A 21,996-nucleotide genomic window follows, 5' to 3' on the forward strand; every position below is an offset into this window, starting at 1 on the left:
TGAATGACAGCCGAAATCGCAGTTTTCAATAAATCAGCAGTTGCCCTTGCCGCTGACTCTGCAGTCACAATCTCCGGAGGAGATGGTGTAAGCAAGATATACAACGGTGCAGACAAACTGTTCGCACTAAGTAAGTATCACCCCGTCGGAATAATGGTTTTTGGTTCTGCAAATCTATGTGGTGTGCCATGGGAGATGTTGATAAAGGAATTTAGAAAAAAAATAAAGGACGAACACTGCGATACGGTCGGTGAGTATGCACAGAAATTTTGGGATTTCCTTTGTAATGGAGAACATCTGATCCCCATGGATTTAAGGGAAAATTATTTAATAGATACTTTTGCCAATAAGTTTTTTCCTTCATTAATAAACCACATTGATGAGAGAAGAATAAAGCATTTTATTGATGAGAATGGAATAAAACCAACAATTTCTGAAACATATGAAATTTTAGAGGAAGAGGCGAATAGCGTATTAGCAAACATATCAATTCAAGACTACCTTGAAGGTTTTGATGAGTCTGATATTGCTATCGCTAGAGAGTTCTCCCTCCCTATTGCAAGGAATATCTGTGAAGACAGATTATTAAAAGAAGATGGCACAGAAATACCAGAATCTCTCTGCGAAGTTATTGGCAACCTTTTTGCAATGATAACCTGTAAGAAATCACCTTTTGGGCATAACACGGGTTTAGTATTTGCGGGTTATGGTGAACTTGAATACATGCCAGCTATATTGGCTTTCGACGTTCATGGGTTCTTTCAAAACAAATTGAGATTCTCTCCAAACTTGAGCAAGAGTTCATCTGGAGGTGTCTCAGCAATAAAAGCTTATGCTCAAGAGGAAGAGGTAGAAACTTTTCTACATGGAATAAGCTGGAATCTGAGAGGTTTTATGTTTGCTGGGTTTGAAGTTGAAAACAATCAGCTATTGAGCGATATGTCTGAACGAATAAACGCCACGTCAGCAACAGATGCAGAAAAAGAACAATTAATTAGAGATTTTTCTGACAAGTTGGATGAAAGACTAGCAAGCTATAACGAAATAATCACAAGCCACATAAACGACAACTTTAGCTCAAAAGTGACTGAAATGATTGAGTTTTTACCAAAACAAGATTTGGCATATATGGCTGAATCATTGGTTAACCTTACAGCATTTAAAAGAAAAATATCTAATGACAACGAAACTGTTGGCGGTCCGATCGATGTTGCTATAATATCTAAAGGCGATGGTTTCATATGGGTCAAACGTAAACACTACTTTGATAAAGAACTTAACCATCATTACTTCTCACGTATCTCTTAAGGCGTTGACATGGTTGAGAAAACTTTAGAAAAAGAAATTGAACTTCGCGAATGGCAAAAGATGTTTAACCCCTCAAAAGTCGAAGCACAGCCGTCTGTTATTCTTAAAGAAAAGCCTCAGAGCAGAGAAAAAGAGACTAAGAATAGCTCAGCATATTTCAACTGGTAATCGAACCCTATGCTAAACCCGGCCACCGCGCCGGGTTTTTTTATACCCCTTTGCTCACCAGCTCCGCCGCCTTCTCAAACACCTCATCCTGAACTCCATCGCCCTTCTGTCTCCCCAGCCTCACCAGCTCGTCAATGATGCTCGCCCGGTTAATGGGCTTTTGAGCTGATACTAGGCCAATCACTGCCGCCCCAATTGCCAAGCCAACCAACCCAGTCTGTTCGTCTCTGTTCTTCATCATTCCGCTCCGTTGTGCCCCCAGAAAGATTAGCACCGAGTGACGTACATGCTAAATGCCTGCTCTTCACTCCGATCCCGGCCATCGCGTCGGGATTTTTTTTGTCTGCAACTCACAGTTTCTCTTTCAAGCCAGCCATCATTAAACTTTTTGTTTATCTATAATTACTCATTTAGTTGACACTGGTTTAAACATTGTGTTTAATCTATCTCACCAAGACGCACCACGAACCACCTAGGCATGGAGCCCACGAAGTAGCCGCCGACGGCATACGAATAGTCGGATGAGGTGGAGTGATTAACGCGCATCAGGTTAAAGAAACGTTCCGCCAGCCTGGCGACAAGGGCAAACAAGAGGGGTTTATATGACCGGTCCGAACAAAATGAAGATAGGCGAGCATAAGGGTGGTTATTTCTCTGAAAATGACGAGTTCAAAACCGAGTTATCAACCGAGGCCCTAAAAGAGCTGATTGCGGAGTACAAGCTCTGCTGCCGCCAAGTTGCAGTGAAAAATTCAATAGCCGCATCCCAGCTTTGCGCACATGAACTGGCAGAGGCTAAACAGTGGCAAATTCGTAAAAAACACCTCGAACTGTTTTTGCGCTGCCTGAGCTGCCCGGAAGATAAGTTCGCTGTAGAAAACTTAGTCGAGCACTTTAGTGCTGAACCTGAAGACTGGTCGTTAATTTTGAAAGAAAAGATCAACAACGACTATTAGGCGACAAGGGCAAACAGGTGATTGAGATGAAAATTAACCCAGCAGTACCAAACAGCGGTCGCGCCGTTCCAATGCGCAACCAGCGTACCGGCGCAGCATGGCTGGTCTCTTTTAACTACACCGAAGGTATGTACTGGCATGAACCGCAGGGAAATCTGCGCCACATCCGCCGCCCGTATGCTTCACGCAATATTGAACCGCACCTGGTTCCGGCGGGGACGCACTGATGGGGACTTTATTCGCACTCGTCCTGACAATCGGCATGACCAATGGTGAATTTCAGGATGTGGTTCTCGATGTCTATGACAGCCAGCAGCAATGCGAGCAGGCCGCCATTGACCAGAAGGTTTCGGGGAATTGCTACCCGGTAGAACAGATCGTCCGCAGCGAAGAAGTACCAGCGGAAACCACGGTTAAGTTCTGAGGAGTGATTATGCAGACCAAATGCGGTTATTGCGGCAAGCCAGTTGAAGGCGAACCGGTAAAAAGCGAGCTGTTATTCCTTCAGGGAAATCGGCTGGCGCGTAAAGAAAAAGAGTACTGCTCTGAGCGTTGCGCCTCGCACGACCAGATGGCCCACGAAGCCTAACGTAAAACCCGCGCAAGGCGGGGTCTACGTCCGGTGCCACCGACCAAAGTACACCGGAAAACTACTCAAAACCAAAAATACACCCAATGGGCTCTATCTCTGGCCCGGGGATCTTACATCCAAAAATGAGGATCTGACATGGAATTTTTCCATCTGCTTAAGGCCAGTCAGAAGTCTGGCAAGAAAGATGCAGTGATTTGGTTCACTGCGAAAAGTGCAGCGCGCGCAAACCTGCAGCTGGATGTCGCACTGGAAGACGCCGAAATCGAAACCGGCCGCGGTAAGGACTACGCCAAGCCGATCCGTACCGACATGCCTGTTGTTGACGACCTGCCAGAAGAAGGCGTGATTGATTACACATGGTGCGAGCGCTACACCCTGGCCGACGACCAGCGCACCTGGAATGTCATCCCGGGTGCCATACAGTTGGCGCAACCAGACGAAGTGATTGTTGAAGGTACTGACATCACTGTTGTCGACGGCGTGGATATCGAAACTGGCGAAATCGTTGGTGATGTAAGCGGCACCGAAACGGTCTGTGATGCTCTGAGAGAGTTCCGCGAACGCAAACTCCCTGTACTGACGACCATTGCCACCCTGCCTTTCCGTCAGCGCGTACTGGCACAGTTCATCGCGGACAAACAGTATTTCTATCACGTCGATGAAGAGCAAAAGCGAGCCATCCTGGAGCTTGAGCTGGATGTGGATAACAGCTATGCGCAGAACCTGATCCTGGCTGCTGAAAACGTTGAGGCGTTCAAGAAAGCGTACGAACCCGACATCTGGAAAGTGGTCAACGCACTGAAAACTATCTTCCCTGTTGAAGGAAAACGTACAGAGCTGTCTGTGGTCATCCAGTTCTTTAAAGCATGGTTCAACACCGAGAGCATCGATCGCGGGATCCTGACGCGCGAATGGGCCGCAGGTAACCGCATCAGCCACGTGCAGCGCACTGACGCAGGCACTAATGCTGATGGCGGGTACGTAACTGACCGCGGCGCTGATGCGCACCATACCCTGGATACTCTCGATTTGGAGATCGCCTGCGCCCTGCTGCCGATGGATTTTCACCACTTTGAAATCCCTTCCAGTGTTTTGCGTCGCGCAAAAGAGATTGTCGCGACCAAAGAAGAACCATGGAAATCGTGGAGCAAAATCCTGCGCAACCAGCCTGGCGTTCTGTCAGTGAACCGCGCGGCCATATTCAACCTGGTGCGCATCGCGCCGGAGAATATCCATCTGACGCCTGCGGCTCACCTTGAGTTCGTGAACCGGACGATGACGGCTGAATTTAATGCTGCCGTTGAATTGCTGCCACTGCCTGCACCAGTTGAACCTGAGATTGATAGCCAATTTGTTGATGAGCAACTGGCGGCCGACCGCGGCGAATTTGTAGAAGGCATCAGCGACCCAGAAGATCCGAAGTGGGTTAAAGAAAACCTGGCCGCGTCCACCCAGCCGCAGGTCGCGAATCTCGGCGGCGGCATGTTCTCCATCGAAGGCCTGATGAACGAAAACCAACCACAAACAGATGACCGTTCATCGGTTACAGAGGAGACCACCAGCGATGTGCAGATGGAAGAGACTGACCCGACGGAAGGAGAAGCTGGTAACCCGATTCAACCAGGCGAAAGCGCTGATGCAACTGATCCGCAGGCAGATTCCGTAGAACTGGCTGACATCCTTGCTGCATCGGAGTGGGGAGTAGCAAGCGACACACCACTGGAAGCCGAGCCAGTAGCGCTGGAAGGTGAGCTGATGCCGCAGGAACCGGCCCCGGAATACCCAGCGTACTTCGAACCGGGCCGCTATGAGGGCCTGCCGAATAACGTGTATCACGCAGCGAACGGGATCAGCAGCACCCAGGTAAAAGATGCCCGCGTTAGCCTGATGTACTTCAACGCGCGCCACGTCGCAAGGACCATCCCGCGTGAAGGCTCCAAAGTGCTGGATATGGGCAACCTGGTGCATGCGCTTGCGCTGCAACCGGAAAACCTCGATGAAGAGTTCAGCGTGGAGCCGGTGATCCCGGAAGGGGCCCTCACCACCGCGGCGACCCTGCGCGCCTTTATCGACGAACACAATGCCAGCCTGCCCGCGCTGCTGAGCGCTGACGATATCAAAGCGCTGCTGGAAGAGCACAACGCCACCCTGCCCGCGCAGGTGCCGATGGGCGGCAGCCTGGAAGAAACAGCGCAGAGCTATATGACGCTGCCAGCTGAGTTTCAGCGTATCGAGGCAGACCAGAAGCAGACCGCTGTCGCAATGAAGGCCTGCATCAAAGAGTACAACGCCACCCTGCCTGCGCCGGTGAAAACCAGCGGAAGCCGCGACGCGCTGCTGGAGCAGCTGGCGATCATCAATCCTGACCTGGTGGCGCAGGAAGCGCAGAAACCGGCATCGCTGAAAGTGTCCGGCACCAAAGCGGAGATGATTCAGGCGGTGAAGTCCGTTAAGCCGGATGCGGTATTCGCTGACGAACTGCTGGACGCGTGGCGCGAGAACCCCGGCGACAAGATTCTGGTGACCCAGCAGCAGATGGAAACGGCGCTGGCCATTCAGAAAGCGCTGCATGAGCACCCGACCGCCGGAAAACTGCTGCTGCACCCTGATCGCGCTGTTGAGACGAGCTATTTCGGCATCGACGAAGAGACCGGGCTGGAAATCCGCGTACGCCCGGATCTGGAAATCGACATCGACGGTGTTCGCGTCGGGGCCGACCTGAAAACCATCAGCATGTGGAACGTGAAGCAGTCCGGCCTGCGCGCCCGCCTGCACCGGGAAATCATCGACCGCGATTATCACCTCAGTGCAGCCATGTACATGCAGACCGCAGCGCTGGACCAGTTCTTCTGGATTTTCGTCAACAAAGACGAGGGTTACCACTGGATCGCCATCGTTGAGGCCAGCGAAGAACTGATTGAGCTGGGCATGCTCGAGTATCGCCAGACCATGAACCGCATCGCAAACGCGTTCGACACTGGCGAGTGGCCAGCGCCGATCACCGAAGACTACACCGACGAACTGAACGACTTCGACCTGCGCCGCCTTGAAGCGCTGCGTACTCAGGCATAAGGGGAATGACGATGGAAAACATGAATATTGTAACCGCGGAGCAGCAGGCTCCAAACACTATCTCTGCCAGCAACGCCATCTTCAATGTGCAGGCATTAACCCAGCTGCAGGCCGTTGCCGGCTTGATGGCTCAGGCTGCTGTAACTGTCCCTGAACATCTTCGCGGCAACCCAGCCGACTGCATGGCCATCATCATGCAGGCCATGCAGTGGGGCATGAATCCTTACGCCGTGGCGCAGAAAACGCACCTGGTCAACGGCGTGTTGGGCTACGAAGCGCAGCTGGTGAACGCGGTGATCTCGAGCTCTAACGCCATTGCGGGCCGTTTCCATTATGAGTACGAAGGGGACTGGTCGAAATGCGCCAGTAGCCGTGAAGAGATCGTGAAGAAGCCGGCGAAAGGCGGCGGGACGTACGAAAAGAAAGAAATGGTGCGCGGCTGGACCAGTGCTGACGAACAAGGTCTGTCGGTTCGTGTGGGTGCCGTCATTCGCGGCGAAAGTGAGATCACCTGGGGCGAACCGGTGTTCCTGTCCAGCGTGATTACACGTAACTCTCCACTGTGGATTTCGAATCCTAAACAGCAGATCGCGTATCTGGCCCTCAAGTATTGGGCGCGTCTGTACTGCCCTGCGGTCGTTCTGGGGGTGTACACCCCGGATGAAGTCGAGCAGCGCACTGAAAAGGAGATCAACCCGGCCCCCGCCCAACGTGTAAGCCTGGCTGATATCTCCGGTGACACTGTAACTACCACTCACAGCGCGCAGGAGTCGGCGGCAAACATTGACGCTATGGCTGATGAGTTCCGGGATCGCATTGAGAAGGCAGAAACACTCGATGAAGCCACCAGCGTCGGCAATGAAATCAACGACTCGAAAGCCACTCTCGGAACCACCCTTTTCACGGAGCTGAAGAATAAGGCGACGCGCCGTTATCACCTGGTGAAGCACCACAATGCTGTTGACGCAGCTATTAATTCCCTTCCGCAGCCTGGCGAACCGGGTGCTGCTGAGCGGTTCGCGGAAGCTGAACGCCTGCTGGCAACGGCGAAGCGCCACCTGAGTGAGGAGCTGCACGATAAGTTCAGCATCACCCTGGCAGATATGAAACCGGAATACGTGGCCTAAGGGAGGCGGGAGGGTTCGCCCTCCCGGTAACGACATGAGTAAATCACTAAATGCACGCTGTATCCGCCGCTGGGAAGTTGAGTTCAAAGGCCTTTGCGATTCGAAGGTGAGTCCGTTGTGGCGAAAGCACCATCTGCGTGGATACATCCGCGAGTGCGGCCTGATAACTGCTGACAGTATGGTTGAGCGAATTGCGGAAAATAACGCGAAATTTGACTTCGACGGGTCTGTAGCTGGTTGGTCTTCAGAGTTCTCTGTCTGGTATGGCGAATGCAGGGAGCGCTATCGCAAAGAGGCAAAGACCATTCTTGATGCGTTTGCCAGCAACGAAGCTATCGACGAAGAGATCCAGAACGAGCTGGAGGCCTGGAATGACTGAGCTGAATTATAACCCGGCAGACCCCGACAAAATGCAACTCCCGAAGGGTAAGACCTGCGGCGACTGCGCGCATATCCGCCGCTGTAAGGCAATTTTCGGGCATACCGAAACCGATGCATATTGCGACTGGTCGCCGTCCCGAGCGGTTTTCCGTCAACCATCTAACCCAGAAGGCGGTGACCATGCGATTGATTAACCGCAGCACGCAGTCACCACTGGCGCGTCAGGCATGCGACATCGCGCTGGCGGCCCATCAGGAACGCTACGGCGATTATGGCCGAAGCAAGATGCGGGAGACGTACACGGTGCGGGTGGAAGGAGTGAAGGTCTGGGTGGAGGTGGTGAACCGGAAGGCGAGCTACGTGGCCACGGCGATGACCGGCATGCGCCGCCTGCGATCCTTACCCGGGCAGGTCGCCTGATATTGAAATATCACTAAGAAACCTAAAACAGCTGATAGCTGTGTCGGGTGCGGAGATATAACCAATTCGCCCCGGCATTAAGTTTGAGTGGAGAAAGGTATGAGCGAAGTAATCATGATGGTATCGCCCGGGAAATGGGTGTCTGAGGAGCAGTTGATAGCCCTGAAGGGGATTAAAAAGGGGACGCTGAAGAAGGCGCGGGAGAAGACTTTTCTGGAGGGGAAGGAATACAAACACGTCTCGTTTGACTGTAGCCCATGGGACAACAGCCCTTGTTTTTACAACATGGACGAGATCGACCGCTGGATTGAGCGCCAGGCCTTAGCGAAACCGCGGCGACAATCTGCTTAAATACTCTGACCATCAACCAACGAGGAATCGTTATGAAATACCCAACAGGAGTGGAAAACCACGGCGGCACGCTAAGGCTGTGGTTCATCTACAAAGGGGTCAGAGTGCGTGAAAGCCTGGGGGTGGCCGACACCCCCAAAAACAGAAAGGTGGCCGGCGAGTTACGGACGTCGATCTGCTACGCCATCAAAACCGGCACCTTCAATTATGCCCAGCAGTTCCCCTCCTCCCAGAACCTGGCGCGGTTCGGGGAGGCGAGGCAAGAAGTAACAGTCGGCGAGCTGTCTGGGAGATGGCTTGCACTTAAGGAAATGGAGGTGGCTGAATCATCGCTCAACACTTATGGGCGAGTCATCGCAAATGTCATGGCTATTATTGGTCCTGACACCCTCCTCACCTCAATCACTAAAGAGAGCATGCTGGAAGTCCGGAAGGAGCTGCTGACGGGTTTCCAGGTCATGAAGCGGGGTCATAAAACTCCGAAGCGGGGTCGATCCGCAGTTACTGTGAACAACTACATGACCGTGTTGTTCGGTATCTTCCAGTTTGCGGTTGAAAATGGCTACATCACAAAGTCACCAATGAACGGCGTGGCCCCTTTGCGTGAGTCCCGCCCAGATCCTGACCCGATCACCCGTGAGGAGTTTCCTCGCCTGATTGCCGCCTGCCACCATCAGCAGAGCAAGAATCTGTGGGCTATCGCCGTTTACACGGGGTTGCGGCCGGGTGAACTGTGCGGACTTGCCTGGGAGGATGTGGACTTGAAGGCGGGAACAATCACCGTCAGAAGAAGCCTGACTCAGAAAGGGATATTCACGCTGCCGAAAACCAATGCGGGCACTAATCGGGTTGTTCACCTGATCGAGCCTGCCCTCGAGGCATTCAAAAGCCAGTATGAAATGACCCGTCTCTCTCAGGAGCATAACGTAGCTGTTAAGCTGAGGGAATACGGAAAGAAAGAGTTCAACAAGTGCATGTTTGTCTTCCTGCCGTCTCTCACAGCCAGGGCCGGAAATTATGGTAAGCACTTCTCGATAAACTCCATTGGGAACTCTTGGGATGCTGCGATGAAAAGAGCCGGCCTTCGCCACCGGAAATCCTATCAGTCGAGACACACCTATGCATGCTGGTCACTTTCGGCAGGAGCAAACCCAAACTTCATTGCCAACCAGATGGGGCATGCCGATGCGCAGATGGTATTTCAGGTTTACGGGAAGTGGATGGAGGAAAACAACCTGGACCAGATCGCGATGTTGAGCTCAAAATTAAGCGACTTTGCCCCAACCATGCCCCACAGCGACAGGACCGCTGCATAATATCTTTATATATCCTCGACATACCCCTCCTAGCGCTGAAAATCCATAAATTCTAACGCAGTGCCAAGCCACCCGGATACGGCGGCTTTGACCAGGTCAGATGTCGTTCTTTCATGTTGTACTTGAGTCATATTGGCTATCTCAACAGGGTAAGATGCGTACCGCTAAACCGCATTCATCGTTATCAGAAGGTCAGCAATACCTTGCAGCACTGCCGCTGGTCTTTCTCAAACAGTTCAATGGCGTCTTTAACGTGCTGATACTCAAAGGTATGGGTAATAAGTTTGTCAGGATCGATTAGCCCTTTTTCCAGCCAGTCGATCACCACCGGGAACTTATTGGCATTCAGACGGGACGAGAAAACAGACAGTTCTTTGCCGGTAATTCCCTGCTGCACAATCTGGCTCGGCTCGCTGGAGAAGCCCATCAGCACGATGCGCGCCGCCGGCGAGGCCAGAGTAATGGCTTCCTGCAAAATGGAGGGATGACAGGCCGCATCAATAATCAGCGTCGGCTTGATACCCTTCTCGTCCAGCACCGCCTGCAGGGACTGGTTGCCATTGTTGATAACCCAGTCGGCTCCGCTGCGCTGCGCCATCGCCAGGCGCTCTTCGATGCGATCGACCACAATCACCTGCTTCACCTTATAGACGCCTTTCAGCGCCTGGACGGTGACCAGCCCCATCGGGCCAGCGCCATAAATCAGGGCCACATCCTGTTCTGTAGGGCTGGCGTGGCCGGTGACGTTGGCCGCGATGGTGAAGGGTTCCACCATTACCGCGTACTTATCGCTGATGGACTCCGGGATGACCCAGGCATTTTTGGCCGGTACCACGGCGTACTCACTGAAGCCGCCGTCGCGATGGACGCCCAGCACCACCAGCGAGGTGCAGACGTTCGGTTTGCCGACCGAGCACGGGTAGCAGTGGCCGCAGCTGATCACCGGATCCACCGAGACGCGCTGCCCCAGGCGGGCGCTATCGACGCCATCACCGACGGCATCAATCACGCCAAAGAACTCATGGCCGATGACGCGCGGATATTTAGCGAACGGATTATGGCCGCGATAGATATGGCTGTCGGAACCGCAGATCCCGGCCAGCTTCACCTTGACGCGCACCTCGCCCGCGGCGGGAGCAGGTAACGGGCGATCTTCGATAACCAGCGTATTCGGTTGTTGAATAACGATACTTTTCATCTTCTGCTCCTTTACCAGTTCCACAGCGTGCCGTCTTCCAGACGGGCAACCGGCAGGTAGGCTGGATCGTAGGGATATTTTGCCGCAAGTTTTTCATCAAACTCGATGCCCAGGCCCGGTTTATCGCCCGGGTGCATGTAGCCGTCTTCGAAGGTCCAGTTGGTGTTGAACACCTCCAGCATCTGTTCGGAATAGCCCATGTACTCCTGCACGCCAAAGTTCGGCACCCACAGGTCAAAGTGCAGCGCCGCCGCGTGGCAAATCGGTGACAGATCAGACGGACCGTGCGAGCCGGTGCGCACCTGATACAGCGAGGCGAAATCGGCAATCCGGCGCATCCCGGTAATACCACCCGCGTGGGTGATGGTGGTACGGATATAGTCGATCAGCTGCTCTTCTATCAGCTGCTTGCAATCCCAGATGCTGTTGAACACTTCGCCCACCGCAATTGGCGTAACAGTGTGCTGGCGGATCAGACGGAAGCACTCCTGGTTCTCAGCCGGGGTTGGATCTTCCATCCAGAACATCCGGTACTGCTCAATGCTCTTACCGAAACGCGCGGCTTCGATCGGCGTCAGACGGTGGTGCATGTCATGCAGCAGGTGTTCATTAAAGCCATACTTGTTGCGCACGGCGTCAAACAATTTCGGGGTAAAATCGAGGTATTTTTCGGTTGACCACAGCTGTTCATCCGGCCAGTTGCCTTTGGTAGCGGGTTCATACGCCAGCCCTTTTCCTTTAGACATACCGTAGGTGGTTTTCATTCCCGGCACACCGCACTGAACGCGGATCGCCTTGAATCCCATCTCTTTATGGCGGGCGTAATCTTCCAGCACATCGTCGATGGTGTGACCGGTAGTGTGGCAGTAAACCATTACCCCTTCGCGGGAGGCGCCACCCAGCAGCTGGTACAGCGGCATATTGGCGGCTTTGGCTTTAATGTCCCACAGCGCCATGTCGATGGCGGAAATCGCCGACATGGTGACCGGGCCGCGACGCCAGTACGCGCCTTTATAAAAGAACTGCCAGATATCTTCGATACGGTGGGCATCACGGCCAATTAACTGCGGGCAGAGATGATCTTTCAGGTACGAGGCCACGGACAATTCGCGGCCATTTAAGGTGGCATCACCCAGGCCAACGATCCCTTCGTCGGTGGTGATTTTCAGCGTGTCAAAGTTACGCCCTGGACAGGTGACAAAAACTTCAGCCCCTACAATCTTCATTTTTCGGTTCCTTACATCTCTTGTTGTGATGCAGGAAATTTACGCAACAACCCTACTACCATACAAGTATGAAGATCGAAAAACCCTCGCTCGATCACAGAATGAGGCGCCTAAGCGCGCCCCCAGCCTGCCACAATAATCAGCATGCCGCACAACGCAACCAGTGCGCCAGCCCAGTCATACGGGCTCAACTTCACGCCATCCACCACCCGCAGCCACAGCAGCGCGGTGCAGACGTACACCCCACCGTAGGCGGCATAGACGCGTCCGCTGGCCGCCGGATGCAGCGTTAACAGCCAGACGAAAAGCGCCAGGGCGATGCCCGCGGGAATTAACAGTAGCACCGACGCGCCTTTCTTCAGCCACAGCCAGGGCAGAAAGCAGCCAATAATTTCGCACATCGCGGTGGCAAAAAAGAGCAGAGTTGTTTTAAACATATTTAACGTTGTCTGATGAGTGATGCGGTATCATACCCGAATGTGAAAGGATCCTTTCCACATGCCCGATGTGGGTTTGCCCTCAAAATGGACTGTTATAGAATCTGCGGTGGGGATTCGAATTTCCACCATCCATAAGGAAATTGCTATGAGTAAATTGAGCACACGTCTCTGTCTGGTTGCCCTGCTGGCCGCGGTCTTCGTCGCGCCAGTATCCGCCAATACCAGCAAACTGATTATTGAATCCGGCGACAGCGCCCAGAGCCGTCAAAATGCCGCCATGGATAAAGAGCAATGGAATGACACCCGCAACCTGCGCCAAAAGGTGAATACCCGCGTGGAGAAAGAGTGGGATAAAGAGGATGTCGCCTTTGATGCGCGGGATAAATGCCAGCAGAGCGCCAACATGAATGCCTACTGGGAGCCCAACACCCTGCGCTGCCTGGATCGCCGCACCGGCCGCGCGCTGGCGCCCTGATTTCTGCCCGACATTACCGCGCAGCCTGCTGCGCGGTGCTTAGTAATATTCGATACTGTTTTTAATAGTGTACTTACGCGCCACCGCAGGCTTCACGCTCGCGTCCACAATTTCCAGCACGCACTCTTCCGGATTGTTATGCCGGTCGTACTCGCAGGTCTGTTTCACATTACCCAGCGGTTTATCATTCAGCAGGCTGACGGCGGTATAGTCCATTCGCTTACGCTTATCTGATGACGGGGTTGCCGTAATCGACAGATGCTGCTCCCCGGCCACGGTGGTTTTCCCCAGCGGATAGCCGTCAGTATCGTAGCGATAGCGGACTTCCATATTTTTACCGTGGGCGCTGACGATAAACCCGTTGTCGTCGGTATCCCATGTAATGCCCGACGCAGGCATCTCTGCCAGCTGGCATTTACCCTGCAGCCGCAGCTTTTTCTGCTGGGTCTGGGCATCGAGATAGTAGTTGGCATCCAGCACCAGGGCGATGCCGGAATTCGACTCCAGATCCTGCAACTCGAGGCTGTCAAAGCAGCCCTCCGCCGACAGCGTGCCGCTGACGCGCTTCGCCACCTCCCCTTTATCATTGAAAAGCGTCTGGCTAAAGTCCTTCACCGGCCCGCGGAGCGGATCAAAATCGAACTCGTTAGAGAAGCTGGCCATCTCTGGCGTAAACGACAGCGGTGCGGTGGCGTTATCACACCCCGCCAACAGACCCGCCAGGACAAGTACAAGCGCGTGTTTATTCACATGACCTACCGATAGACGAAGATAACTCACGGTCATATTAGCAAATACAACCATTTACATTAACCCTGCTACTATTATAGTCATACACAGTCGTAAGGAGGCAGATATGAAACGGTTACCCTGGATTACTGCACTTTTGCTGGCGGGCGTTGCCCCTGCCGCACTGGCGGCACCCGATAACTGCGAGCGGATCAAAAGCGATATTCAGCAGCGAATCATCAACAATGGCGTACCGGAAAGCGGCTTTATGCTGAACATTGTGCCGAACGATCAGGCCGATAAACCCGACGCCGAAGTGGTGGGTCATTGCGCCAATGACACCCTGAAAATCCTCTATACCCGCACCAGCAGCGGAAATTATCCGGTGAGCGGCGGCGGCACCCAGGCCCCGGCACCGCGCGAACCGCAGTAGACAGGCTCCCCCGTTCAGGCGGGGGAATCCCCTTTGTTTTGATATACATTAATATTATCTCCCCCTTAATAGGTAACACTCCCACTCCGTTAGCCTGATCCTAATCACGGCTTAAAACGTTCACAGATAAAGAACATAATGGAGTGAGCTATGTCAGAGAATGCGCAAGGCGGCGGGATCAGCCGCCGCACCCTTGTCAAATCCACCGCCATCGGATCCCTTGCCCTTGCCGCAGGGGGTCTGTCACTACCTTTCGGTTTACGCCCCGCCGCCGCCGCACTCAAAGATTCGCTACAACCCGGCCCGGATAAAGTGGTGTGGGGCGCCTGTTCGGTTAACTGCGGCAGCCGTTGCGCGCTGCGGCTTCACGTGCGGGACGATGAGGTGTACTGGGTCGAAACGGACAATACCGGCGACGATGTCTACGGCAACCATCAGGTACGCGCCTGCCTGCGCGGGCGCTCGATCCGTCGACGCATCAACCATCCCGACCGATTGAATTATCCCATGAAGCGTGTCGGCAAACGGGGCGAAGGCAAGTTCGAACGCATCAGCTGGAATGAGGCGCTGGATCTGCTCACCAACAGCCTGCGCGACGTAGTAGCGAAATACGGCAACGAAGCGGTCTACATTAATTACAGTTCCGGAATTGTCGGCGGTAACATCACCCGCTCCTCGCCTTACGCCTCTCTGGTGGCCCGTCTGATGAACTGCTACGGCGGGTTCCTCAGCCATTACGGCACTTACAGTACGGCGCAAATCGCCTGTGCCATGCCCTACACCTACGGCAGTAACGACGGCAACAGCACCTCCGATATTGAAAACAGCAAGCTGGTGGTGATGTTCGGCAACAACCCGGCGGAAACCCGCATGAGCGGCGGCGGGATCACGTATTACCTGGAGCAGGCGCGCGAACGCTCGAATGCGCGCATGATCGTCATCGATCCTCGCTATACCGACACCGCCGCCGGACGAGAGGATGAGTGGATCCCGATCCGCCCGGGTACGGACGCGGCCCTGGTGGCGGGTATCGCCTGGGTCCTGATTAACGAAAACCTCGTCGACCAGCCGTTCCTCGACAAATACTGCGTCGGGTACGATGAAACCACCCTGCCGGAAGGCGTCCCCGCCAACGGTCATTACAAGGCGTACATTCTGGGCCACGGCGAGGACGCCACCGCCAAAACGCCGGAGTGGGCTGCGGCTATCACCGGTATTCCTGCCGACCGCATCATCAAGCTGGCACGGGAGATCGGCACCGCCAAACCCGCGTATATCTGCCAGGGCTGGGGTCCACAGCGACAGGCCAACGGCGAGCTGACCTCCCGCGCCATCGCCATGCTGCCGATCCTCACCGGCAACGTCGGTATTCACGGCGGCAACAGCGGCGCGCGTGAATCGACTTACACCATCACCATCGAACGGATGCCGCTGCCGGATAACCCGGTCAAAACGCAGATCTCCTGCTTCAGCTGGACCGACGCCATCGCCCGCGGGCCAGAGATGACCGCCACCCGCGACGGGGTGCGCGGCAAAGAGAAGCTCGACGTGCCGATCAAATTCATCTGGAACTTCAAGGACTTGAAGTGAGACCGCATTACACCTGAGGTCCTACATTGAGTCAAGACCTTGTGTCAGCCTTTGTGTCAGCCTTGTGTCATTCAGTTACTCGTTAGAGTCACGAGAGGCCTCCAGTGCTTGTAGTCAGGACTGAGCGTCTCAACCACCAGCCTAAGGTGATAACTTACCGTCTCGACCCCGGTCTGTTGGACTCCCAGCAGGGGGCCTATGGGGGAGCTGTCGTCTGCTTAAAGAGTGATATGGGTCCTCACATTTTTCAGTCAAAAACTCATCGTCTAATAGCCATTAGCCAAACAACAAGCACTAACTTCAGCAGGAAGACCCCGAGATAGACTTTGTGTAGGTCCATTAGGTCCTCCTTCTCATTGCACTTGTGAACTAGATTACTAGTACAAAATAAAGGCCAGACATCCAGTTCGGAAGTCTGACCAATAGTCGTTATTGTTAGTTAGTTAGATTACTTGCTAAAGCTCAGGCACTTAACCACTGGTAACACAGCAGTAGCACTTCCTGTCTTCATCTTCACAGTCGTAGCAGCCTCAGCGACCACGAATACCTTACCGAGAATCTCAAGGTCATGGGACTGAGAGTCGCCATCCCGGGAAAGAACCACAGTGATATGTTCGCCATCATGACGCAGACAGCCAAAGGACAGACAGGTGAAGTGCTTCGCCAACATGAATAGGCCATGGTCAGTCCCGTTATAGTAGGCGATGTCTGTACCCAGCATGTCCTTTACTGCATCCTCTCCACCAAAGCCGTTCTTCACAGCCAGACGGGAGAGAGCGGACATATGGGACTCATGAGCAAGGATGCCATAGCTGGACACCTCAGAGCCATAAGCGGAGTCGGTACTCTCAAACAGCGCGTCTACGATAGCCTCCGCCTTAGGCAAAAGACTCCCGGTCAGCTTCGGATAATCTACCGTCTTCAGCAGCTTAGAGGTCAGTAATACATCGACCATTTTAGCGTTGATGGTACGGACCACATTCTCGCAGATGTTCAGAGCGTCTTGCTGAAGTGTCCCAACAGTGAAACCAGTAGAGGACTTGGAGTCCCACAGCTTCGCCTGATGGCTGACGAGAATGGCCTTTTCGATTGGTTCAACGGTGATCTCGCTACCAGCGGCAGCGGTGACTACAGCGGGAGTCTTACCGCCACGTACCGGAACGACCACGGAGCGGTCAGCCAGAGTGTGAGCAATGATTGGGGTCGGTAAGCTGTTACGGGTCGGCAGCAGCTCAACAGGGAAAGGGATGTTCTCCTGAGCGTCTTTAAGCACACCGTTCAGCATGGACTTGACCAGCTTAGCCAGTTCAAGAGCGTAGAACTGCGGGTCCGCGTTAGTTGGTAAGCCTTCGTTAATCTGGAGGTTGTCGGTGTCGGTGATACGAACAGGCTCAATGCCAAACTGGAAAGCGTCTTTAGTCATAGTCATGATAATTAATCTCCTTGAGTTCAATGCTTGAAGCCCCTAACAGTAAGTCAGGGACCGTGTTCTTAGATGGAATCCATCCAGTTAGCGCCACTATCGAGGTCAGCCATAATTGCAGCCTTGGAGCGACCAGCGGAATGGGTAGCACTGCGAACCTCCGCACCATAGGTCCGGCGTTCAGCTTTAACCTGTTCGCGGCGCTGTAGCTCTTTCTGCCATTCGTCTTCGGTCATGAACATTTCGCGGGTACGCTCTTTCTGAGACGCCAGCTCTTTAGCGATACGCTCAGCCTCGACACGCTTATTCATCTGGCGGCGTTGGTAGGCGGTCATCAGGTCATTACTGAAGAAGTTACCAATGGTCACGCCAGCTTCAGCCAGAGCTTCCAGTAACTCCATTGTCTCGCGGCTGGTAGACGGCAGGCCAGACAGATAGCCCGGAATGAGGGTCTTGATAGCGAGCGACAGCGGATAGGACTGACCGTCCAGCTTGCAAGTATTTGCGTAAAGGTCGATGTCGGTGACTTTGAGTTTCCAGTCGTTTTGGTCAAATAACATTGTTCGTACTCCTCTTGAGAAGGTGAGAACTATCGGTATCGCAGACACAGTTATGCCTACGGGTCTCCCCGCATCGGTCATTCTCAAAAGGTTTAAAATAGGGTTAGGTTTGATCACTCTGAACGATCAATTGGAGACATTGCGATTGGAACAAACGATCAATAGGTATGTGGTTATTTGCTAAGCTGCGACAACCTTTACAAAGACACTCAGGAATGTTTCATGCCCAAATTAGCTATTAGCTTATTACTTTACTTGGCCTGCTTTTATGCAGTTGGATACAGCGCTGGATATATAACAGGTGGGATAACTTGGCACACACTGTATATGCTTGAACGTATAATCACCGTAGCCCTACTTGCATTCATTCCAGTGTTTATCTTTGCGGTTTTAATAAAGGCACCCAAAGAACAGAGAATAATAAAATCACTTTCTGCCGCAGCAATTAATATCATTCCTTCGGCTATCGCATTACTTGTGGGATTTACTGACGCAGTGACCAGAGGATTACTTACTTATTTCCTCGGCTAATTTCCATATCACGGATAACCAATCTTTCTATTAGCTCATTACGAGAGTAAAACGGTCGGTTATCCGTGGCGTCTTTATCCAAACCAAGCATCGACAAAAGTAGTGAAGTACGGAGACCACGGTAACGCAGGGTCAAACGGCCTTCGGGAGTGCGTGGGTCAATCATACGCTGGCTCCTTTACGCTTCTCAGCTTGCTTCTTTGCACGCCGGACAGCAGCCTTTAGTCGGTCACCCTCTGCTATAAGCTCCCGCCACTTCTGGGCGTTTTCTTCCATCCAAGCATACCCACTCGCTGTTACCTGCCATGTACGTTTGTTCATTACGATTTTCTCGACAAATAGACCACGTTCAAAAGCTGTAGATGCCGGACGTATTGCATCAGTGCAGCTATCCGGGTCCCATTTCTGGACGAACTTACGGGAGCGCGTCAGGCCCTCTTTTAGCTTCACAGGTGCAAGTCCCAAGGCTTTACATGCCCAGTTCCACGGTACGGAGCCGCCACGTGATAGACGACCGTCAAAGATGTCTGCTTTAGGGGCTGCGATGGATAAACCAGCGTTAGCCTCGTCAGCTTGTTTAACGGCGACACGTTCACGAATGACAGCATCATTACGCATGAAGATGAAAGCGCGTATGACCATTAGGTAGAACTCGGTCGAGACCCACATAGCATAAGCCACAGTCCCCTCCTCAGTCGCCCACGTACCGTTACCATTGGAGGTCCGGAAATTTCCGGAGCTGCTTAAAGCGTCTCTAACTTTGTTGTTCCAGTCAGATGGCGACTTTCTATCCTCCAGTCGCAAGACCCGGTGAATCTCGTTCAGATTCCACATACGCTGGTCGTTGCAAATGAACGAATGCTCATTAATCACGATGGGTAGAGCTTCGATGTTGGCATTCATAATAAAGGTTGCTCCTTTAGTTAAGCACTTTCGTCCCCTGCGGGTTTCCACACCAATTCAGCGCAACCAAGTGGAGCCGCCGAAAGTGCTTACGAAAGCGAATTGGATTGATTGGTCGGGGATGACCACGTAATTAAAGTGGAAGACACAGAAGAATATTTCCGCATGACTTGACGCATCAAGACCAGAGGCAGGCATAAGTATTTTATCGGTGTCGTTCCTATAGTGAGGGTATAAGATTTGCGACCATATATTTACTTTGGCTGGCTGGACTTAAAGTTCTTCTTATTGGAATTGTGATAAACACAATCCATAACAAGACAAACTCATGGTCTCTCCAGCCTGCTGGTCAGGGCTCAAAGTCCAACCTCAGACACCACTACTGGTCTAACCTCTTTGAGTTTCCGCCTGTCCACAAATGGGTGGCAGACCTCAGCAATGATGTCTTGGTTCTTCAGTTATCCGCGCAGCGATTATCACAGAGCCAACTTAAAGCCGGATGTGGTCTTCTGCTCCCCGCCTGTCAAAAGGGAAGATAACCTACGTTAAAGAGAATGGTCTCAGGCCAAGGTGATTTAACACTAGGCGCTGCGGATGGTTTCCAATCGGTCCGCTACCGGAAGCCTGAGACTTAATGAATGTATGTGGGTCGGGGACTTAGGGCCTCTCCCTACAGTGAGGGTATAATGCTTGCTAATGGTCACCAGCATAAACTATATCATTTGCAATGTTCCACAGAACCATATCTATTTCCTATAGTGACAGTTATGTCCCCACGCTCAAGCACTGGGCCACATTGACACGCCACTGACGCCAAAAGCTAACATCAGGCTTCTACGCTCGGCTGCTGGAAGGTAACCTTCAGAAGGCCTGTAACCGTTATCAGAAATCTCATGGTCAATATGCTTTGCCATTTCAATGTATTTTGCAAGGCGCTCAACAGTTAATCCACGAAATTGTTCAGAGTTTACCGCCAAGACACTTCTTGCAATATCATCTTGGTTATCCAAATGATCCGCCGAGAAATTAAAGCTCGATGTATACGAATCGCCGTGAGCAATAGCGTCTCTTACCTCAAGACACTCTTTGATAATTTGGTAAGGTTTTGTCCCCATATAATTGTTTATACCGCACAACTTTAACGTATTCTTGTGCATTGTCTTTCTGCACTCTTTCTGCGTCTTATCGTAGCCGGGGTCAACCTGTTTTCTATAGAAGATGAACATTGCCTCAATAGCAAAAGCAGTAAATATTATACCTGTGCGGCAATGATGCTCACGTTGCCAATCTTCCGAAGCCATTCCAGCCAGCCCCAAACAAGTTTCAGCAGTATTCATACATTCATATGAAGGCTTATTTTCTTTACGGACTTTAAACTCTTTAACCATTATGATTCTCGACTCACATCCCTACCAGTGCCAGATTCAGCGCATCAGCCAGACGTCCTACCGCGTGTCCCTTCCCGTACAGGTCGTAAGTGATTGACTGCGAGCTATGACCTAAGATGCCTTGAGCGTCCACCAGATTGACTCCACGCTCTTTCATACGGGTCGCCAGCCAATGCCTCAGGCTATGGAGAGAGACGTCCGTAGAGTCTGGCAGGGCCTCAGTCAGGACCCTAGAGTTAAACCAGCTTGAGTAGGCGCTCGGTGTCATCCTGAAGAGAGGACCATCATCAGGCTGAGCGTCTACCCACGACAGAAAGGACGTCAGGTCAAACCCATAAGCGCCATCGGTTAGCGGTACAAGTCGGACTGAATGCTTGTTCTTTACGGACTTCCCGTCCCCATCTTCATTGATGTCGATGCAGACCATCTTATCAATCGTTACAACGTCACGTTTAGCTAGGTGGCAGACCTCAGCAGACCGAGCACCCGTGACTACAGAGACCAGAGTTGCCCACCTGCGAGCCTCAGAGGTCGTGTGAGCGGTGTGTCGTGTAAACTGATACTCAGCCTCTACCCGGACAAGAAGTCTCTCCAGCTCCTCGTCAGTGAATGCTCTACGCTTCGAGTCGACATCCTTGGTCAGCTTCATGCGCTCAATCGGATTGCGGCCCTCAAGTTGCCCATTCATCAGACCGTAATCAAGGCACATCTTCGCCTTGGTCAGCAGCTTGTTAATCGTCGATGGTCTCACTTCATCAGCTAGCATAGCGTCCCTCACTGCCAGCCACTCAGAGCGGGACATCAGGTCCATATCTGGTGCGATGAACCGAGAGACAGTATTCAGTGAGGACGACAGGTCCTTGTAGCTGGATGACTTCAGGGTCGTAACCTTCTCAGACAAGACAGCCTGTACTAAAGATGACCAATTGCTCGTCTCTCTCGTGAATACTTCCGGGCTGACCCCCTGCTCGTTACTCAGAATTGCCATAGAGTCGCCTATAGTTGAGTAATCTGTAGGGTTATCATCACTAACCAGCTTAATCAGACCAGAGGTATCACCAGTGTCTACGCGCTGCTGTGCTGCGGTCACGACTTCCAGCGCCAACCTTATGCCCTTCTGCTGGTCCAGACTCAAGGCTTGCGTAGCGGCTAGCTCCCTCAGGTTCGACTTCTCGTCGACCAGAGTAGCAACGTCTACCCCATTCCAATAATCATCACTAGCGTCTGTCAGGAACTGCTCAGCCATGGCCCGGAGGTGGGCTGTAAGAGCCTGTAGTGAGACTTCCGGCTTATCCAACATGAATGCTTTAGCTGTAGCGGCTAACTCTCTCTGACGCATGACGGCGACTCTCCTGTCTGTACTGCGGGTCGATACTGAAAGAAATGGCTTGGTGTCCCCTTTAAGCCGT

Annotated in this window: 27 protein-coding genes and 1 pseudogene; 17 read left to right on the forward strand and 11 right to left on the reverse strand. The window is 52.7% G+C overall.

Annotated elements, in window-relative coordinates; genetic code table 11:
* The first annotated feature begins 3 nt into the window (after window positions 1-3).
* Window positions 4-1,308 carry a hypothetical protein gene (locus LRS40_RS19615; protein ID WP_231312434.1) on the forward strand — a complete coding sequence of 435 codons (1,305 nt, stop codon included), beginning with the start codon at window positions 4-6 and terminating at the stop codon, window positions 1,306-1,308.
* Window positions 1,309-1,317: 9 nt separating this feature from the next.
* On the forward strand, window positions 1,318-1,476 hold the full coding sequence (locus tag LRS40_RS19620) for a hypothetical protein (RefSeq protein WP_231312435.1): 159 nt from the start codon (window positions 1,318-1,320) through the stop codon (window positions 1,474-1,476).
* Between the two features lie 40 nt (window positions 1,477-1,516).
* On the opposite strand, the gene LRS40_RS19625 is transcribed toward LRS40_RS19620, so the two are convergent.
* The gene (locus LRS40_RS19625; protein ID WP_231313923.1) at window positions 1,517-1,714 is read right to left on the reverse strand and encodes a hypothetical protein; all 198 of its coding nucleotides are present in this window, start codon (window positions 1,712-1,714) and stop codon (window positions 1,517-1,519) included.
* 364 nt (window positions 1,715-2,078) lie between these two features.
* Between LRS40_RS19625 and LRS40_RS19630 the strand changes: the two genes are divergently transcribed.
* The 11 genes from LRS40_RS19630 to LRS40_RS19680 all read left to right on the forward strand — a co-directional run bounded on the left by LRS40_RS19630 (window position 2,079) and on the right by LRS40_RS19680 (window position 9,691).
* The gene (locus LRS40_RS19630) at window positions 2,079-2,432 is read left to right on the forward strand and encodes a hypothetical protein (protein WP_155166698.1); all 354 of its coding nucleotides are present in this window, start codon (window positions 2,079-2,081) and stop codon (window positions 2,430-2,432) included.
* A 26-nt stretch (window positions 2,433-2,458) separates the two neighbouring features.
* Window positions 2,459-2,659, forward strand: coding sequence for a hypothetical protein (locus tag LRS40_RS19635; protein WP_155166697.1), 201 nt, complete (start codon window positions 2,459-2,461; stop codon window positions 2,657-2,659).
* Window positions 2,659-2,856 carry a DUF1482 family protein gene (locus tag LRS40_RS19640; RefSeq protein WP_155166696.1) on the forward strand — a complete coding sequence of 66 codons (198 nt, stop codon included), beginning with the start codon at window positions 2,659-2,661 and terminating at the stop codon, window positions 2,854-2,856. The genes LRS40_RS19635 and LRS40_RS19640 overlap by 1 nt, the downstream gene beginning before the upstream one ends.
* A 9-nt stretch (window positions 2,857-2,865) precedes the next feature.
* Complete coding sequence (locus LRS40_RS19645) at window positions 2,866-3,021, forward strand: YdaE family protein (RefSeq protein ID WP_196221598.1); 156 nt, start codon at window positions 2,866-2,868, stop codon at window positions 3,019-3,021.
* Between the two features lie 138 nt (window positions 3,022-3,159).
* A complete protein-coding gene (locus tag LRS40_RS19650; protein ID WP_231312436.1) occupies window positions 3,160-6,096 on the forward strand; it encodes a RecE family exodeoxyribonuclease in 2,937 nt (978 codons plus the stop codon).
* A gap of 11 nt (window positions 6,097-6,107) precedes the next feature.
* Complete coding sequence (locus tag LRS40_RS19655) at window positions 6,108-7,223, forward strand: RecT family recombinase (RefSeq protein WP_231312437.1); 1,116 nt, start codon at window positions 6,108-6,110, stop codon at window positions 7,221-7,223.
* Window positions 7,224-7,257: 34 nt separating this feature from the next.
* Window positions 7,258-7,602 (forward strand): hypothetical protein, encoded by a 345-nt coding sequence (locus tag LRS40_RS19660; RefSeq protein ID WP_231312438.1) that lies wholly within the window; start codon window positions 7,258-7,260, stop codon window positions 7,600-7,602.
* The gene (locus LRS40_RS19665) at window positions 7,595-7,798 is read left to right on the forward strand and encodes a hypothetical protein (RefSeq protein WP_231312439.1); all 204 of its coding nucleotides are present in this window, start codon (window positions 7,595-7,597) and stop codon (window positions 7,796-7,798) included. Before LRS40_RS19660 ends, LRS40_RS19665 begins: the two co-directional genes overlap by 8 nt.
* Window positions 7,785-8,024: a DUF4060 family protein gene (locus tag LRS40_RS19670; protein WP_231312440.1), complete on the forward strand. Its 240-nt coding sequence runs from the start codon at window positions 7,785-7,787 to the stop codon at window positions 8,022-8,024. Before LRS40_RS19665 ends, LRS40_RS19670 begins: the two co-directional genes overlap by 14 nt.
* Window positions 8,025-8,123: 99 nt before the next feature.
* The gene (gene xisR / locus LRS40_RS19675; RefSeq protein WP_231312441.1) at window positions 8,124-8,375 is read left to right on the forward strand and encodes an excisionase family protein; all 252 of its coding nucleotides are present in this window, start codon (window positions 8,124-8,126) and stop codon (window positions 8,373-8,375) included.
* Window positions 8,376-8,407: 32 nt separating this feature from the next.
* Entirely contained in the window at window positions 8,408-9,691 is a 1,284-nt protein-coding gene (locus LRS40_RS19680; protein WP_231312442.1) for a site-specific integrase, read from the forward strand.
* Between the two features lie 184 nt (window positions 9,692-9,875).
* Here LRS40_RS19680 and LRS40_RS19685 read toward each other — a convergent pair whose 3' ends face one another.
* The 3 genes from LRS40_RS19685 to LRS40_RS19695 form a co-directional block, all read right to left on the reverse strand.
* Entirely contained in the window at window positions 9,876-10,889 is a 1,014-nt protein-coding gene (locus LRS40_RS19685) for a Zn-dependent oxidoreductase (protein WP_231312443.1), read from the reverse strand.
* Between the two features lie 11 nt (window positions 10,890-10,900).
* A complete protein-coding gene (gene manD / locus LRS40_RS19690; protein WP_231312444.1) occupies window positions 10,901-12,115 on the reverse strand; it encodes a D-mannonate dehydratase ManD in 1,215 nt (404 codons plus the stop codon).
* 110 nt (window positions 12,116-12,225) lie between these two features.
* Window positions 12,226-12,552, reverse strand: a complete 327-nt coding sequence (locus LRS40_RS19695) for a YnfA family protein (RefSeq protein ID WP_231312445.1) — start codon at window positions 12,550-12,552, stop codon at window positions 12,226-12,228.
* A gap of 148 nt (window positions 12,553-12,700) precedes the next feature.
* On the opposite strand from LRS40_RS19695, the gene LRS40_RS19700 reads away from it, so the two are divergent.
* Window positions 12,701-13,030 (forward strand): DUF1283 family protein, encoded by a 330-nt coding sequence (locus LRS40_RS19700; RefSeq protein WP_231312446.1) that lies wholly within the window; start codon window positions 12,701-12,703, stop codon window positions 13,028-13,030.
* A gap of 39 nt (window positions 13,031-13,069) precedes the next feature.
* On the opposite strand, the gene LRS40_RS19705 is transcribed toward LRS40_RS19700, so the two are convergent.
* Window positions 13,070-13,780, reverse strand: coding sequence for a YnfC family lipoprotein (locus LRS40_RS19705; protein ID WP_231312447.1), 711 nt, complete (start codon window positions 13,778-13,780; stop codon window positions 13,070-13,072).
* Between the two features lie 106 nt (window positions 13,781-13,886).
* Here LRS40_RS19705 and LRS40_RS19710 point away from each other — a divergent pair, with 106 nt between their 5' ends.
* Window positions 13,887-14,192, forward strand: coding sequence for a DUF1161 domain-containing protein (locus LRS40_RS19710; RefSeq protein WP_142489351.1), 306 nt, complete (start codon window positions 13,887-13,889; stop codon window positions 14,190-14,192).
* Between the two features lie 150 nt (window positions 14,193-14,342).
* Window positions 14,343-15,767, forward strand: a pseudogene (locus LRS40_RS19715) (molybdopterin-dependent oxidoreductase); the annotation flags it as partial.
* A 463-nt stretch (window positions 15,768-16,230) separates the two neighbouring features.
* Here LRS40_RS19715 and LRS40_RS19720 read toward each other — a convergent pair.
* Window positions 16,231-17,211: a hypothetical protein gene (locus LRS40_RS19720; protein ID WP_231312448.1), complete on the reverse strand. Its 981-nt coding sequence runs from the start codon at window positions 17,209-17,211 to the stop codon at window positions 16,231-16,233.
* 62 nt (window positions 17,212-17,273) lie between these two features.
* Window positions 17,274-17,765, reverse strand: coding sequence for a hypothetical protein (locus LRS40_RS19725; RefSeq protein ID WP_231312449.1), 492 nt, complete (start codon window positions 17,763-17,765; stop codon window positions 17,274-17,276).
* A gap of 222 nt (window positions 17,766-17,987) precedes the next feature.
* Between LRS40_RS19725 and LRS40_RS19730 the strand changes: the two genes are divergently transcribed.
* Complete coding sequence (locus LRS40_RS19730) at window positions 17,988-18,296, forward strand: hypothetical protein (protein ID WP_231312450.1); 309 nt, start codon at window positions 17,988-17,990, stop codon at window positions 18,294-18,296.
* Here LRS40_RS19730 and LRS40_RS19735 read toward each other — a convergent pair.
* The 4 genes from LRS40_RS19735 to LRS40_RS19750 all read right to left on the reverse strand — a co-directional run bounded on the left by LRS40_RS19735 (window position 18,277) and on the right by LRS40_RS19750 (window position 21,926).
* Window positions 18,277-18,462, reverse strand: coding sequence for a hypothetical protein (locus LRS40_RS19735; RefSeq protein WP_231312451.1), 186 nt, complete (start codon window positions 18,460-18,462; stop codon window positions 18,277-18,279). The genes LRS40_RS19730 and LRS40_RS19735 overlap by 20 nt on opposite strands.
* Window positions 18,459-19,199 carry a KilA-N domain-containing protein gene (locus tag LRS40_RS19740; RefSeq protein ID WP_231312452.1) on the reverse strand — a complete coding sequence of 247 codons (741 nt, stop codon included), beginning with the start codon at window positions 19,197-19,199 and terminating at the stop codon, window positions 18,459-18,461. Before LRS40_RS19740 ends, LRS40_RS19735 begins: the two co-directional genes overlap by 4 nt.
* 779 nt (window positions 19,200-19,978) lie before the next feature.
* Window positions 19,979-20,587, reverse strand: a complete 609-nt coding sequence (locus LRS40_RS19745) for a hypothetical protein (RefSeq protein WP_231312453.1) — start codon at window positions 20,585-20,587, stop codon at window positions 19,979-19,981.
* Window positions 20,588-20,600: 13 nt separating this feature from the next.
* The gene (locus tag LRS40_RS19750; RefSeq protein ID WP_370649923.1) at window positions 20,601-21,926 is read right to left on the reverse strand and encodes a site-specific integrase; all 1,326 of its coding nucleotides are present in this window, start codon (window positions 21,924-21,926) and stop codon (window positions 20,601-20,603) included.
* Window positions 21,927-21,996 lie beyond the last annotated feature (70 nt).

It is taken from the genome of Leclercia sp. G3L (assembly GCF_021117075.1).
Taxonomy (GTDB): domain Bacteria; phylum Pseudomonadota; class Gammaproteobacteria; order Enterobacterales; family Enterobacteriaceae; genus Enterobacter; species Enterobacter adecarboxylatus_C.